12 protein-coding genes are annotated in these 13,573 nt (G+C 37.4%); 7 read left to right on the plus strand and 5 right to left on the minus strand.

What is annotated here, in order from left to right:
* The first annotated feature begins 5 nt into the window (after window positions 1-5).
* The 3 genes from MTF66_RS08815 to MTF66_RS08825 are packed head-to-tail and all read left to right on the plus strand — an operon-like array spanning window position 6 to window position 3,504.
* The gene (locus tag MTF66_RS08815) at window positions 6-1,235 is read left to right on the plus strand and encodes a paraquat-inducible protein A (protein WP_248527057.1); all 1,230 of its coding nucleotides are present in this window, start codon (window positions 6-8) and stop codon (window positions 1,233-1,235) included.
* Complete coding sequence (gene pqiB / locus MTF66_RS08820; RefSeq protein WP_109875241.1) at window positions 1,232-2,887, plus strand: intermembrane transport protein PqiB; 1,656 nt, start codon at window positions 1,232-1,234, stop codon at window positions 2,885-2,887. Before MTF66_RS08815 ends, pqiB begins: the two co-directional genes overlap by 4 nt.
* Window positions 2,887-3,504 (plus strand): PqiC family protein, encoded by a 618-nt coding sequence (locus tag MTF66_RS08825; RefSeq protein WP_138621421.1) that lies wholly within the window; start codon window positions 2,887-2,889, stop codon window positions 3,502-3,504. The genes pqiB and MTF66_RS08825 overlap by 1 nt, the downstream gene beginning before the upstream one ends.
* On the opposite strand, the gene MTF66_RS08830 is transcribed toward MTF66_RS08825, so the two are convergent.
* Together MTF66_RS08830 and MTF66_RS08835 are read right to left on the minus strand one after the other, a co-directional pair.
* A complete protein-coding gene (locus tag MTF66_RS08830) occupies window positions 3,491-3,994 on the minus strand; it encodes a GNAT family N-acetyltransferase (RefSeq protein WP_075170363.1) in 504 nt (167 codons plus the stop codon). The genes MTF66_RS08825 and MTF66_RS08830 overlap by 14 nt on opposite strands.
* 98 nt (window positions 3,995-4,092) lie before the next feature.
* Window positions 4,093-6,975 (minus strand): insulinase family protein, encoded by a 2,883-nt coding sequence (locus MTF66_RS08835; protein ID WP_138621423.1) that lies wholly within the window; start codon window positions 6,973-6,975, stop codon window positions 4,093-4,095.
* A 164-nt stretch (window positions 6,976-7,139) separates the two neighbouring features.
* Between MTF66_RS08835 and MTF66_RS08840 the strand changes: the two genes are divergently transcribed.
* Complete coding sequence (locus tag MTF66_RS08840; protein ID WP_138621425.1) at window positions 7,140-7,559, plus strand: MAPEG family protein; 420 nt, start codon at window positions 7,140-7,142, stop codon at window positions 7,557-7,559.
* Between the two features lie 46 nt (window positions 7,560-7,605).
* On the opposite strand, the gene MTF66_RS08845 is transcribed toward MTF66_RS08840, so the two are convergent.
* Complete coding sequence (locus MTF66_RS08845; RefSeq protein WP_138621427.1) at window positions 7,606-8,349, minus strand: peptidylprolyl isomerase; 744 nt, start codon at window positions 8,347-8,349, stop codon at window positions 7,606-7,608.
* 294 nt (window positions 8,350-8,643) lie between these two features.
* On the opposite strand from MTF66_RS08845, the gene MTF66_RS08850 reads away from it, so the two are divergent.
* The gene (locus MTF66_RS08850) at window positions 8,644-8,835 is read left to right on the plus strand and encodes a hypothetical protein (protein WP_010389030.1); all 192 of its coding nucleotides are present in this window, start codon (window positions 8,644-8,646) and stop codon (window positions 8,833-8,835) included.
* Window positions 8,836-8,915: 80 nt separating this feature from the next.
* Window positions 8,916-10,535 (plus strand): bifunctional UDP-sugar hydrolase/5'-nucleotidase UshA, encoded by a 1,620-nt coding sequence (gene ushA / locus MTF66_RS08855; protein WP_138621429.1) that lies wholly within the window; start codon window positions 8,916-8,918, stop codon window positions 10,533-10,535.
* A 129-nt stretch (window positions 10,536-10,664) separates the two neighbouring features.
* Here the strand turns inward: ushA and MTF66_RS08860 are convergent, their stop codons facing one another.
* On the minus strand, window positions 10,665-11,609 hold the full coding sequence (locus MTF66_RS08860) for a hypothetical protein (RefSeq protein ID WP_054201248.1): 945 nt from the start codon (window positions 11,607-11,609) through the stop codon (window positions 10,665-10,667).
* Window positions 11,609-12,478, minus strand: a complete 870-nt coding sequence (locus MTF66_RS08865) for a hypothetical protein (RefSeq protein ID WP_041709394.1) — start codon at window positions 12,476-12,478, stop codon at window positions 11,609-11,611. Before MTF66_RS08865 ends, MTF66_RS08860 begins: the two co-directional genes overlap by 1 nt.
* Before the next feature lie 236 nt (window positions 12,479-12,714).
* Between MTF66_RS08865 and MTF66_RS08870 the strand changes: the two genes are divergently transcribed.
* A complete protein-coding gene (locus MTF66_RS08870; protein ID WP_248527058.1) occupies window positions 12,715-13,569 on the plus strand; it encodes a S1/P1 nuclease in 855 nt (284 codons plus the stop codon).
* Window positions 13,570-13,573: the final 4 nt, after the last annotated feature.

Below are 13,573 nucleotides of genomic sequence, written 5' to 3' on the forward strand. Positions count from 1 at the left end.
ACATTTTGCAAACTGCCTGCCCAAGCTGTGATCTTATCATTGATATTCCCGTCATTAATGCAAAGCAAGTCGCACTGTGCCCTCGCTGCAACCATAAGATTCGCGGTATTAATGTTAATAATGACATCGAAATAGTCGCCCTGAGCCTCAGCGCACTGCTGATGTTGCTCAGCAGTATGTTTTATCCATTTATTTCTTTTAGTAGCAACGGTATTACCCAAACGATTACCCTACCTGACGCTGCTCGTATTTTATTTAATTATGATAGTGACCTACTTGGCCTATTTATTGATATCAGCATTATTATTTTACCTATGAGCTTGCTCATTATTTTAATCCCATTGCACTTAGGAGCACTTAAAACACTACCGCAAGCAATTGCAAGAAGACTATTAAAATTTACCTTGGCACTTGAACCTTGGATCATGTCAGAAATATTTTTGATTGGTGTTTTGGTTAGTATGGTTAAAATAATGTCATTAGCTGATGTTAGTTTTGGCACTAGCTTTTTTGCCTATGTGGGATTTGTAGTTTTATATGTTAGTGCGTTAACACGGTTAAATCGTGCCCGGTTATGGTCTCAGGTAAGCCCTGCAACTCGACTTGAAGGTAGTGCTGGCATAAAGCGTGCGATAGATGACAATATAAAAGCCTGTCATGTTTGCCACCAACTAAGTATCGAATCCACCTGCCCTCGTTGTCATAGTAAAACATATTTAAGAAACCCCTACAGCGTACAAAAGGCAGCGGCATGGTTAGTTACTTCACTTATTTGTTATATCCCAGCAAATTTACTGCCCATTATGTACACTATTAGCCTAGGGGATGAAACTCCTGCAACCCTTATTTCCGGTGTAATTACCTTATGGAATAGTGGCTCATACCCTATTGCGCTGATTATATTTTTTGCAAGTGTAGTGGTGCCATTAGCCAAGGCGCTTATTTTAAGCTTTTTGTGCATTATGGTTACAAAGCCCGCCAACCTTTATACAAAAGGTTACACAAAAGTGTACCAACTAACTGAATTTATAGGAAAGTGGTCTATGATTGATGTATTTGTTGTGGCTATATTAGTCGCCCTTGTGCAGTTAGGAAACTTAATGTCGGTTATACCGGGTTTAGGCATCGTCTTTTTTACTGTTATGGTATTATGCCAAATGATGGCAGCACACGCATTTGACCCTCGTTTACTGTGGGATTCACCTAAAAATAAAAACGCAGAGAATAAAGCATGACTAAAACAGCCAACGTAGCACAAAAAACACGGATTTCTGCGATTTGGATTATTCCAGCGGTTGCCTTATTTGTTGGTATTTGGATGCTTTATCAGTATCAATTAAATAAAGGGCAAACAATCTACATCACTATGCCGCAAGCCGAGGGCATTATTGCTGGTAAAACAGAAATTAAAGTGCGTAGTGTAAAAATAGGTCAAATAGATCATATACGCCTTTCCGACAGCCAAGACAGCGTAATAGCTCGGGCACAAATAGATAAAAATTACGATAATTTACTTACCGAAGATGCCAGCATTTGGGTTGTAAAACCTCGCATAGATGAAACCGGCATTACTGGTATGAGTACTTTACTTTCAGGGGTTTATTTAGAGTTTTCACCAGGCGAGAGCAAACAATTAAAGAAGCAGTTTAAACTTCAAGAAGAGCCTGCATTAATAGGCAAAGATGTACAAGGTGGACGCTTTAAGTTGCTCAGTTACAATGCAGAAGTACTCGATGTGAGTACTGGCATATTTTTTAAAAACTATAAAATAGGCCAAATAGAAACCGCCACCTTTGATTGGAAAAACCAAGCAATGCAATACGGTATTTTTATTAAAGCTCCCTACGAGAACTTGATCACCTTAAACTCTATTTTTTGGGTTAACTCAGGAATAGAAATAGATCTTTCTGCTGATGGCATAAATATTAACACCGGTTCACTGAGCAAGTTATTAAAAGGTGGTATTTCTGTTGGTTTACCTGACCAGCAAGCTCCCGGCGATTTGGCAAAAGACGGTCATAGCTTTTCTTTAAGTCAAAGTTACAAACAAGCTCTAGAAGAACGCTTTTATGACTTTGATTATTACCTTATCGAATTTGAACAATCCATTCGTGGGTTACGTGTAGGTGCGCCAGTAGAATATCGCGGTACACGCATAGGTACTGTAGTTGAAGCTCCCGCGAACGTAATAATAGATGGCAAACCCGCTCACTTTCGTGCTAAAAACACCGCTGTCCCTGTATTGATCAAAGTGGAATATGGACGTTTATACCACAACAACGCCTTAGCTAAAGAGTATTGGAAATCAAGCATAATCGAGTGGATAAAAAATGGTATGAGGGCATCATTAAAGCCAGGGAATTTGTTAACCGGTGCAGTTTATGTTGATTTTGACTTTTATACCGACACCCCTAAAAGCGAACTTAAAAAGCTTGCTCAATATGATGTATTTCCTAGTGTATCGAGCGGTATAACCGTGCTTGCTGACCAAGTGTCTGATGTACTGAATAAGGTAAATAATTTAAAAATTGAAGACAGCTTGGCAAAAATGCAAACAACCTTTAGCGAGTATCAGGCATTGGCCAGCGAGATGCGTATATTATTAAGTAAACCTGATACCCAAAATTTACCCGGTGACTTTAATCGTAATCTCGAAAAAATAACCAAAAGCATGGAACAGTTTGAAATAACCATGCGTCAATTCGATAAAACAATGGCAAGCTACCAAGCAGGATCTCAAATGCACCACCAGCTTGAACAAACACTGCTACAAATTAAACGTTTATCTGAAGAATTCCAACCACTTACACGTGGTTTAAACGAACAGCCTAACATGCTCATTTTTGATAAGTCACTGCCTAGTGACCCGCAACCGAGGAAACAATAATGAAAGCACTATTTTTACTTTTAACAAGTGTGCTCTTTATCAGTGGTTGTAGTTCGGCTATTCAAACTGCAACTCAATATTACCAGTTTGAGCAACCCATTAATGACTCTTCTCGTAATGTGCAAGATACACAGGCACAACTCAGAGTGCAAACAGTTACCTTAAGAGGGGCATTGAATAATCGGGGTATTGCGATGAAAGTAGATAGTAATCAAATTCATGCTGCTAATTATCATCTATGGGGGGAATCACCAGATGTTATGCTGAGTGCCAGCGCGCAGCAAACATTATTTAATACCATGACCAACTGGATGGTTATTAAAGGATTACCGGTCATTACCGACCAAGAGCAACAAACATTTTACGAATTAGAATACGAACTACACCACTTTAACGGTGATCTGCAAGGTAATGCAGATATTTCAGGGCTATGGCGTTTATACTACACTCACCCAGAATCAGGTAGACGTTTACTAAGCATCCATAATTTTTCATCTGTTATGCCAATCGACGATGATGGCTATGATTCATTGGTGGCGACTCTTGAAAAAATGTGGCAACAAATCAACATTCTTGCGGCAAAAGAAATTGAAAAAACAAGACTCAATCATAAATAAACACTTTGATGGTGGTTTTATCAGCATTGGTGACTGCCTTACCCACCTCAGTAAAACCTAGTTTATATAGTACATTTTGAGACCCTAAATTAGCCGTTGAAGTAATTGCGCATACATCTTTTATACCTAATTTATGCCTGTTATTTAAAAGTATTGTAGCTGCTTCAAAAATATATCCCTTTTTTTCAAAGCCGTCTTTTAACGCAAACCCTAAATCGGGATGTTGCATAGTCGCTCGCTGATAAAAACCAACAATACCAATAACCGTTTCATCATGAAGTGTGATTATATAAGGCCCAAAACCGTGTTCTTTGTGGGCAGATATAAAACTGTCTTTGATGTATTTTTTAGCGTCGTCTAAAGTGTAAATACCTTTATCACCAATGTATTTAATAAAGTTGGCCTGATTAACTAACTTAAGTAACTCCGCCGCATCTGCTATTTGTGCGAAGCGTATAAGTAAACGTTCAGTTTTAAAAGCAATATTCAAAATAACTCCTTAGAGTTCAATACTATAATTTAACGACATTAAAACAAAACCCAGTCAACAATGACTGGGTTTTTTGGTTTTAGAGTATAATTTCAAACTTACTTTTGCAATTTTATATCGCTGTAGTAAGCATCTAAACTCGTCACTTTAGTTTGATTTGGCAAATCAGCAAACTCGCTATCACTAAACTTAGTACCGCGTAGCTGCACATTTAAACGTGCTGCTTTTGGGTTTAACATTGTTTGCTGGTAGTAATCTTTAATATCAGCAAGCGTGACTTTTTCCACCTCTGCAATTAATTTTTGTCTTGAATCAAAATCAAAGTTTTCACGATACCAATCGTTAATCAATGGACTCATTTCGTCGCTTAAATTCTTTGGCTGTTCTTTTAACGAAACCAAAGTTGCATTTTTAAGCTGTGCAAATGTTTCCTCAGTCATGGCATTAAGCTCAGAAGCGTACTCTTTTTTAAACTTGTCAAAGCGCACTTGAATGTCTTTCGGCCCTTTCACTGGTGTTTGAATAAATAAACCAATACCTGAGTAATCTTCAATAGGACGCGCTAATGCGCCTACTGCATAAGCAAGTTGCTCTTCAGTACGCATTTTATCAAACGCGATTGTTCTAAAGTGACCTTGCAATACAGCTGCCTGTGCTTTTTGTTTGTAACCAGGAGTTGGGTGAATGGTCATATCGACCACAGCTACATCGGCGACATCAATATCTTTGTGTAATACACGCGCTTCACCCGGTTGCGGTAACCACGCTTTACTGCGTGCAAACTCCGTTTGAGTATGTTTGCTTGGTAAGATAGCCGCTAACTCAGCAGCAATAGCATCAATGTCTTTTTGGTTGTAGTTACCGAAGCTAAATACACGTAAGTTATTATTCGCTAAGGTGCTTTGCTTTAAAGCGTGTAAATCAGCAAGCGTTAGTGTTTTTGCAGCCTTAATTAGCGCTTCTGTATCGAAACTGCCAGTACGAGTCAGCTTTGAATACTCACCAAATGCTTGTGCATAAGGGAACTGTTTTTGTTGATTCAGTAAATCTCGCTGATAACGGTCAATCGCTTGATTAAACGCTTGTGCTGAAATTTCAGCATCAAACCCAGCTAACGCTTGTTTAAGTAAAATATCTTGTTTATCGGTAAAACCACTTAACGATAGCACCAATCCATTACTTGAGCTTAAATTAACGTTCATGCCAGCAATGGCAGCTTCAGTTCGTAACTGACTTAATTGAGTGTTATACAGATCAGCCCAAACAGAATAAAGTACGGTTGAGTTAATATCATGCAAACCTGTTTGCGTGTTGATATACACCTCAACTAAACCTTTAGGTTGCTCTGCAAACTGCTGACTTGCTTGGCGCCAAATTTTCACGCCGTTTTTATCATAGCTAAGCTCAGGGTGCTTCTGCTCTTTAAAAGCTTGCGTTTTAATAGCAAAACTCTCTGGTAGTAAATTGTTAACACTTGGCAATGCTAAATTAAAATCACTTGGTTTTTCCCAGCTGGCAATTTCTGCATCGCTAATATCGTTAATTTTATATTTGCCATCGTAAAAATGCAGCTCAGAATCTGTATCTTCCTGTTGAGAAATATACCAGATGCGAAGTGTATCGGCATTAAGTTGCTTAAGTACATTGTTCACCGCATCAGCATCAAATTGAGCATAGTAGTACGGTGCGTTTATCGCATGATTTAACGGGTAATCTTGCATGCTTTGAGTCAACGCACTGACATAGTTAAACTCATCGCCCTTTTCTAAAAATTTGAACTGATTATTTAAAGAAGTGCGAATTTCATTAAAGTACTTACTATTAACGCCCTCACGCTTAATCAAGTCAATGTATTGCATGATTGTCGCGACAATTGATTCGCGGTTTTTCATACCCTCATCAGTCAGCTCTATATTCACGTTCAAAGAACCGTAGTTGCCATATTGATTTGGAGAGGCAGAGGCTGATAACTGAGATACCCACCCTTTATCACGTAATATTTGCGCTGGACTACCTGGCATTTCATTACTAAGTAAATAGGCAACAAAGCGATTAGGTTTTACTGCAAATTCATTTTGGTTATTAGTAATTGTGAAATCGAGTTGTAATTGTTTTACGTCTTCATTTGGTGAGTAAAAAACACGTTTACCACCAGCATTATCAAAATCTAAGCTAGCAGTAACACTTGGCTTTTCAATATTTTTATTTTCAATGTCAGCAAAGTATTTTTGTGCTTTTTTCTGCATTTCTGAAATTGGTAAGTTCGAAATCAGCGCCACTTTCATAATATTTGATGAGTAATATTTATTATAAAAGTCAACCGTTTCTTTGTGTAATGAACTATCAGCTTTATCGCCTAGGGTTTCAAGGTTACCAATTAAGAATCGGTTAGCCGGATGTTCACCCATCATTTTACGTGCAAGTTTAAATTGGCCGAAAAAGTCCATTTCACGACGCATTGACCATTCAGCATTTACTGCATTTTTTTCTTTTTCTGTGTATTCTGGGTAAAGCTTAGGGGCTTTAAAAAAGTCTGAAAAGCGGTCTAAGCCTTCATCAAACGCATCGTTATTAATTTTAAACATGTAGTTAGTAATATCGAGCCAAGTGTAAGCATTATGCGCGCCGCCGTTTTTAGTCATAAAATCGGAGTACCCTTTAGTGTCTGGGTATCGCTCAGTACCTAAAAACAACATATGTTCTAGGTAATGCGCCATGCCTTGTTGGCTCATTGGGTCGTGTAACAGACCTACACCTACACTAAGTGAAGCCGCTGATTTTTCTGCGCTTGGATCAGAGACTAAAATCACTTCAATATCGTTAGCAAGCTTTAGTGTTTTATATTCACGATTATCGTTAGGGCTTACAACGAGCGTTGGTGATAAAAGTGAGGTTTTTGGTGATTGAGAAAGAGTGGCGGTATTTGAACAACCGCTTAATATTGCTAGTGCAATTGCACTTAAGCCGATGATGTGTTTCATTTTAGTTTTATCCGTTATCGTAGAATAAGGTATTAGCGTTTTAAAAAGACTAAATCAGCTATAAACTACCACTATCAATTAATACTATGCTACTAATTAGCACTTAATTATGTAACACATTGTGAATAACAATCGAATACTCAAAGAAAATAATAAGGTAAGTTATGGAAAAGATAATAATAATGGCCATGTTTGTGCAGGTAACACTTTCATTAGTTGTTATGGTGATTATGGGAAAACGTCGTTTTGCAGCGGCTAAAAATAAACAAATACAGTTAAGCGACTTTGCTGCTATGCGCCTCGATAATGCAGGCGATCATGTGAGAGTAGCGGATCGTAATTTTAGTAATCAATTTGAAATACCTGTGCTTTTTTATGCGGGATGTTTACTTGCTTTACAGCTTAATATGGCAAGTGTCCCTATCGCAGTATTGGCGTGTATATTTGTAGCGACACGCATTATTCATAGCCTCATTCACCTTGGTAGTAATCATTTAAGAGTCCGTTTTAGAGTGTTTTTACTAGGCTGCTTATCTGTATTTGTAATGTGGACTTTGCTAGTGTTGGGCATACTTTATAACTAAACAAAAATAACGGCGAATTTAGTAATTCGCCGTTATTTATTAAAGTTTACTTAGCACGTTTTAAGCGAGGTGCTACTAGCAATAGTGCACCTAATAACCATGCCATACTGCCACTAGAGTCTGACGTTTTTGGTGGTGTAACTTCAACGTTATCAATTAATGTATTCTCTTTTGGTGTTAAGTTTTGTGCTGAATTAGGATCATCATCAAGCACAACCACACTTTGAATTGATACCAAGTTTTCATTACTAATGATTAAGTTTTCATCTGAACATTGCTCTTTAGTAACACCAACTAATGGCACCTGAGAACAATGAACTAAGGCAGCAATTTTATCTAAGGTTTCTTGGCTTTGCGCAGTGACTTGTCCGAATACTGTAAATCCACCATTTTGCAAATCTAAGTTTTGGCTATTATCACTCATGTTAAAAAACCATTGGCTAGTAGCGCTGTTTTCATTACCGCCCTGCTTTGCCATAGCAATTGTCCCTTTAACGTTTGAATAAACAGGTTCGTTTATTACCGCAGGCTTAGTTGTAATTGGATCCATTTCATCAGAAAAAGTAAAACCCCCTCCTTGAATAACAAACTTATCAACAGAGCGATGTATAACCGTTTGATTGTAGGCGGCATCATCAACATAACTTAGGAAGTTTTCTACTGTTTTAGGTGTTTGTTGATCAAACAAGTTAATTTCTATCGTTCCTTGGCTCGTCTGCATTTCGACTACGGTTGCTACGCTTGAAAAACTTGCTGCAGTTAAAATTGACGCTAAGATAAGCTTCTTCATTATTTTTCCTATTTTTTATTGTCATTAGGCGTCATAGAGTAGTGTTATTCATTTTATAAATCGATACATAAGTACTTAACGCTACAATTCATAGCAAATAGATTACACCATAGTTACAACTGTTTACATTTTAATTTTAAACATGTTATGGGGAGTTAATTGCCTGAGTGCCCTAGTGTGCATCACGGTTACTCTTTCTAATGAATTTTAAACCTAGCAAGGTACTTAAAAAGCCCCTTATCAATCACTTTTTTTTTGTTATTATCAACTCACAAAGTGATAGGAGTAAATATAATGACTAACAACACGACTATTTGTGACTTTGGACTACACCAAGGTGAACCTTACACCCAATTGCCCGTTAGCTTTTTGAAGTGGATGATTGATGTTAATCATCAAAAATCTCAATATGCACGAGATGAACTAGCACGAAGAAACAGAGTTGTAGAACAACAGCGTGAAGCCTCACTGGCTGAAAAAACATAAAGAAGTGCGTTTTTTTAATCTCGAACTAGTTTAAACTAGCCACCTACTAGATTGAGCTTTTATTCATCGATAGGTATTTTATGCGTACACTTATTTTTCTTGTTGCTTTCCTTGGTTTATCTGGCTGTGCCAGCGACTCTGTCAATAAACCTGCAGCACAATATTTAACAGTTCTTCATACCAATGATAACCATGGTCGCTTTTGGCATAACGAAAAAGGCGAATATGGTATGGCTGCGCGTAAAACCTTAATTGACCAGCTAAGAGCAGATGCAAAGGCACAAGGACATCAGGTGTTATTATTATCAGGTGGCGATATTAATACCGGCATCCCTGAATCAGACCTGCAATTTGCTGAGCCCGATTTTAAAGGCATGTCGAAAATTGGCTATGACGCAATGGCATTAGGTAACCACGAGTTTGATAATCCATTAAGTGTATTAAAACAACAACAGCAATGGGCTAACTTCCCTCTTTTATCTGCCAATATTTTCGATAAACAAACTAACGAAACTATTTTTGAGCGCTATAAAATATTTAATAAAGGCGGCTTAACCATTGCCGTTATTGGTTTAACAACCACAGACACTGCTAAAATTGGTAACCCGCAATACATTGGTCACTTAGATTTTAAAGATCCGGTTGAAATAACCGCCTCACTTACACAAACATTAAAAACAAAATATAACCCTGACATTACCATTGCGGTAACGCATATGGGCCATTATGTAGATGCTAATTATGGGATCAATGCCCCTGGTGATGTCACACTTGCTCGTTCTTTAGATAAAAACGCCCTTGATATGATTATTGGTGGCCATTCCCAAGAGCCAGTGTGTATGGCTGCTGAAAATGTTACTGATGAGCACTTTAAACCGGGTTTAGCCTGTAAACCAGATCAGCAAAATGGAACATGGATAATGCAAGCCCATGAATGGGGCAAGTATGTGGGAAAAGCGGAGTTTAAATTGGAAAGTGGCCAATTATCACTGCTCAGTTATCAATTATTACCCGTTAATTTATACGTAGATAAAAAGCAAAAAGACGGGAGCGTAAAATCCGTACTTTCAGCAAATTACATTAAACCAGATCCAGAACTGCAAACCTTTTTAGCGGCGTACCAACAAAAAGGAGCAAAGCAAATTGAAGGTAAAATTGGCTTCGTCAATGACAGACTTGAGGGAGATCGCAACAAAGTACGCTTTGAACAAACAAACCTTGCGCGCGTCATCATCCAAGCACAAATGAACACCGTGGGTGCGGATTTTGGTATTATTAGTGGTGGCGGTGTTCGCGATAGCATTAATGCAGGTGACGTGAGCTATAAAGATATACTTAAAGTACAACCTTTCAAAAATCGTGTCGCCTATATCGACTTCAAAGGCAGTGATATTTTAACCTATTTAAACGTTGTGACACGTTTTCCACCCGACTCTGGGGCTTACATGCAATATCATAACTTAGCATTTGAATTGAAAGGTGAGCAGGTAACTAACGTGTTCATTGCTGGAAAACCGCTTGATATAAGCAAAACATACCGCATGAGTATTAATGAATATAACGCTTCAGGTGGCGATAGTTATCCAAAAATCACACAAATTGCAGGTTTTGTAAGTACTGATGAAACTGACTCGCAAGCTTTAAAGCGATTTTTTGCTGAACATAGCCCCGTTGATGCTAGTGAATTTGCACCTAAATAATCTAATGTGAACAGCGAAGAGTGTCATTAAAATGCTAATGACACTCTTCATTAAACTTTATGTGAGAGCAAAGTTAGTTAATCAAACATTTCAGCCCACAAATCACTCACCCTAAACGATAAAACTAAATTACTTTCCTATTATTTCTATATTGCCTTGGCTAACATTTACTAAGCCATAGCTGTGCATCCGTGAACGAGAGCCCTCTCCAAATGCCTTTGGCGGATAATACAACTCCTTCTGCTCTGGGCAATCATTTAATACATCATCTAGCGCCGCACGTATTTCGCTTAAGGTTTTTTCTAAACTGTTATTAAAGTTTGGCCGTTTTCTAATAGTATGCCCGAGTTCAACTAACCGATAAAAGTACTTATTTGCAAGTTCTAGCAACTCCTCGGGCACATTTTTATTATGGTTAAGTTTAACCTCTGGATTATTAGTACAAAATTCAACAAGTGCTAAATAAAAACATAGTGGCTTATTTGCTAAGGCTACTTGTTGCTCAGGATAATAACTATTGGATAATGTTTTACTTTTTAAATCAATCACGAGTGTTAATGACTTTGATTCTGGGGCAATTGAGTCTTGCTCAGTACCTAGTTTTTTATTTTTTTGATAAGTAATACTCTGCTTCATCATGAACATAAGTAATACACTAATACCAAAAAGTAGTATATAAATAGTCACTACATCAGGCGAAAAATATGCTTGCTTTAAAGATAAAACAATAAACACCACGCTATTATTACTATTTAGTTTTCGAATAAACTCATCGGCTTTCAAGGATAAGTTAAACTCGTGCTTTGGCACTATCGAAATCACCTGTATACCCGTACCTTGAATCTGAGCATTTACTGTTTGAATATAATGCTGTAAAGCCGCTTTATTACCCGAGTGCTTAAGCAGCTCATTTGATAAATCGAGCAAAGGTAAGTCTAAAGCGATTTGTTTTTCTATTTGGGTTATTTGTAACTTGTTTACCTGTTGCTGTTTATGTGTTGTTGAAATATAAAACACGACAGAAAAAACGATGAATAATATAAAAACACCTAATGACGATACAAGCTTTCTCATTACGACTCCCCTATAAAGGTAACGGGGTAATTATTACATTGCCAATATGGCTCAACATCTTGATAGTATCGAAACGATTGTTCTTTAGACATACTTAGTAAGTGAGACTGCACAGCACATAGTAAATCGGTATTGTTATGCTGCATTTTTAAGTACCAACGGGTACCTGCAACATTACTGCTTATAGGGGTAATATAATTTTTTGAGAAGCGCTTACTATCATTTTCTCTCCAAAAGGAGGCAATAAGATCAACTTGCCCGTTCGCCAATAATTCCCTCAATTCATTATGTGAGCTGGCATAGGTTATTTTTAGCTGAGCAATATTAAGCCCTAATTGCTTAAATGTTTGTTTTGGTAAAATATGCCCAGAGCGGCTAGTTGGATAATCTAGCAGGCCTATTCTTTTGTCTAAAAAATACTGTTTAGTGATCAGTGGCTTTTCTTTTGAAGATATAAAGAACGCGGTGTAATCTGAAAAGCCCACCACGGGTTGATAATTGTAAGTAGTCTCAGCTCTAAACGCTTCCATAATATTATTTTTAGCTAAAATTAAATCCGCAATACCTTTTCCTACAAACTCTAAGCTATCCACTGTTCTGTAGCCCCAATAACCAATCACAGACCCATATTGCTTTGCCACGACTTTATCGTCACACAGGTTTTGAGTGAGCAATTGAGCAACATACTTTGAGGGGGTAAATACTATAAGCTGATTTTGATTAGCTGTTGTCGTTGTTTGACATGTCGTTGATGTTTTTATCATCACAGGAAAGACTATTTCTTTTTCACCCACAACTAAGTGACCTGCAAACCAACTAAACAACAGTGCTATAAACATAAATGTAACAATTGCCGTTTTATGCAACATTAACTTTTTAATATTCAAAAAACACCGATTTAAAATAGAGTAATAACTCATTTGAACAATTTTATTTACTTATTACAATAGGTAATTTTACCCATAAAACTCAAGGTGTTGATTTTAAAGAGCATTAAATAGGAAAGTATGAATTTTATTGAGTCCTTTCTATCATGATGAAAAATGAGGACAATTGACCTTATAAGCTTTTACAAATTAGATATCACACTTACTAGGATGCCTCGATGCAGATAAATGTAAAATATTCGCTTTCATTAACACTATTAATTAGTGCAATATTTGCAAGCACAGACTGTAATGCTTGGGGGCAAAATGGCCACCGCGTCGTTGGGAAAATTGCAGAGTCGCACATAAGCGAAAACACTAAAGCTGCACTTATTCCTTATCTTAATGGTGAATCTTTAGCACAGGTTTCAACATGGCCAGATGAAATGCGCTCTGCACCAGGTGATTTTTGGCAAAAAAAATCATCATGCTGGCACTATATTAACGCAGATGACGATGCAAAATTCAGCTTTAACCACGAACACACTGAACATAAAGAATCAGTAACAAACATATTAGAAGGCATTCACTATTCAATTAAAGTATTGAAGGATGACAAAGCAAGCCTTGCAGCCAAGCAGTTTAGTTTACGTTTTTTAGTGCACTTAGTCGGCGACAGCCATCAACCATTTCATGCAGGTAGGGCTGAAGATAGAGGCGGTAATCGCATTAAGGTTTCTTTCTTCAACCAACAAACCAATCTTCATAGCTTGTGGGATACTAAGCTAGTAGAAAATGAAAATTTATCTTTTACTGAATATGCTCAATTTATAAATACCAACAACAGCGAACTAATTAGCGAGTATTTACACAGTACGCCAACAAGTTGGCTTGAAGAGTCACACAACCTTGCTTTACAAATATACAAATCAACAGATGAGAATATTAGCTACGACTATATTTTCACTAACACCCCTATTGTGAAAACCCGCTTACAACAAGCTGGTATTCGCTTAGCTGGATTGTTAAATACATTATTTGATCCTACTAACAAGAAATCAAAAATGGCTTTAACACAGCAAATCAAAAAATAAATTC

The sequence above is a fragment of the Pseudoalteromonas sp. 2CM39R genome (genome assembly GCF_023161845.1).

Excerpts from the sequence above, each read along its gene's own strand:
- pqiB (WP_109875241.1), top strand. The coding sequence starts at position 1,232 with ATGACTAAAACAGCCAACGTAGCACAAAAAACACGGATTTCTGCGATT.
- MTF66_RS08825 (WP_138621421.1), top strand. The coding sequence starts at position 2,887 with ATGAAAGCACTATTTTTACTTTTAACAAGTGTGCTCTTTATCAGTGGT.
- MTF66_RS08835 (WP_138621423.1), bottom strand. The coding sequence starts at position 6,975 with ATGAAACACATCATCGGCTTAAGTGCAATTGCACTAGCAATATTAAGC.
- MTF66_RS08840 (WP_138621425.1), top strand. The coding sequence starts at position 7,140 with ATGGAAAAGATAATAATAATGGCCATGTTTGTGCAGGTAACACTTTCA.
- MTF66_RS08845 (WP_138621427.1), bottom strand. The coding sequence starts at position 8,349 with ATGAAGAAGCTTATCTTAGCGTCAATTTTAACTGCAGCAAGTTTTTCA.
- MTF66_RS08850 (WP_010389030.1), top strand. The coding sequence starts at position 8,644 with ATGACTAACAACACGACTATTTGTGACTTTGGACTACACCAAGGTGAA.
- ushA (WP_138621429.1), top strand. The coding sequence starts at position 8,916 with ATGCGTACACTTATTTTTCTTGTTGCTTTCCTTGGTTTATCTGGCTGT.
- MTF66_RS08860 (WP_054201248.1), bottom strand. The coding sequence starts at position 11,609 with ATGAGAAAGCTTGTATCGTCATTAGGTGTTTTTATATTATTCATCGTT.
- MTF66_RS08865 (WP_041709394.1), bottom strand. The coding sequence starts at position 12,478 with ATGTTGCATAAAACGGCAATTGTTACATTTATGTTTATAGCACTGTTG.
- MTF66_RS08870 (WP_248527058.1), top strand. The coding sequence starts at position 12,715 with ATGCAGATAAATGTAAAATATTCGCTTTCATTAACACTATTAATTAGT.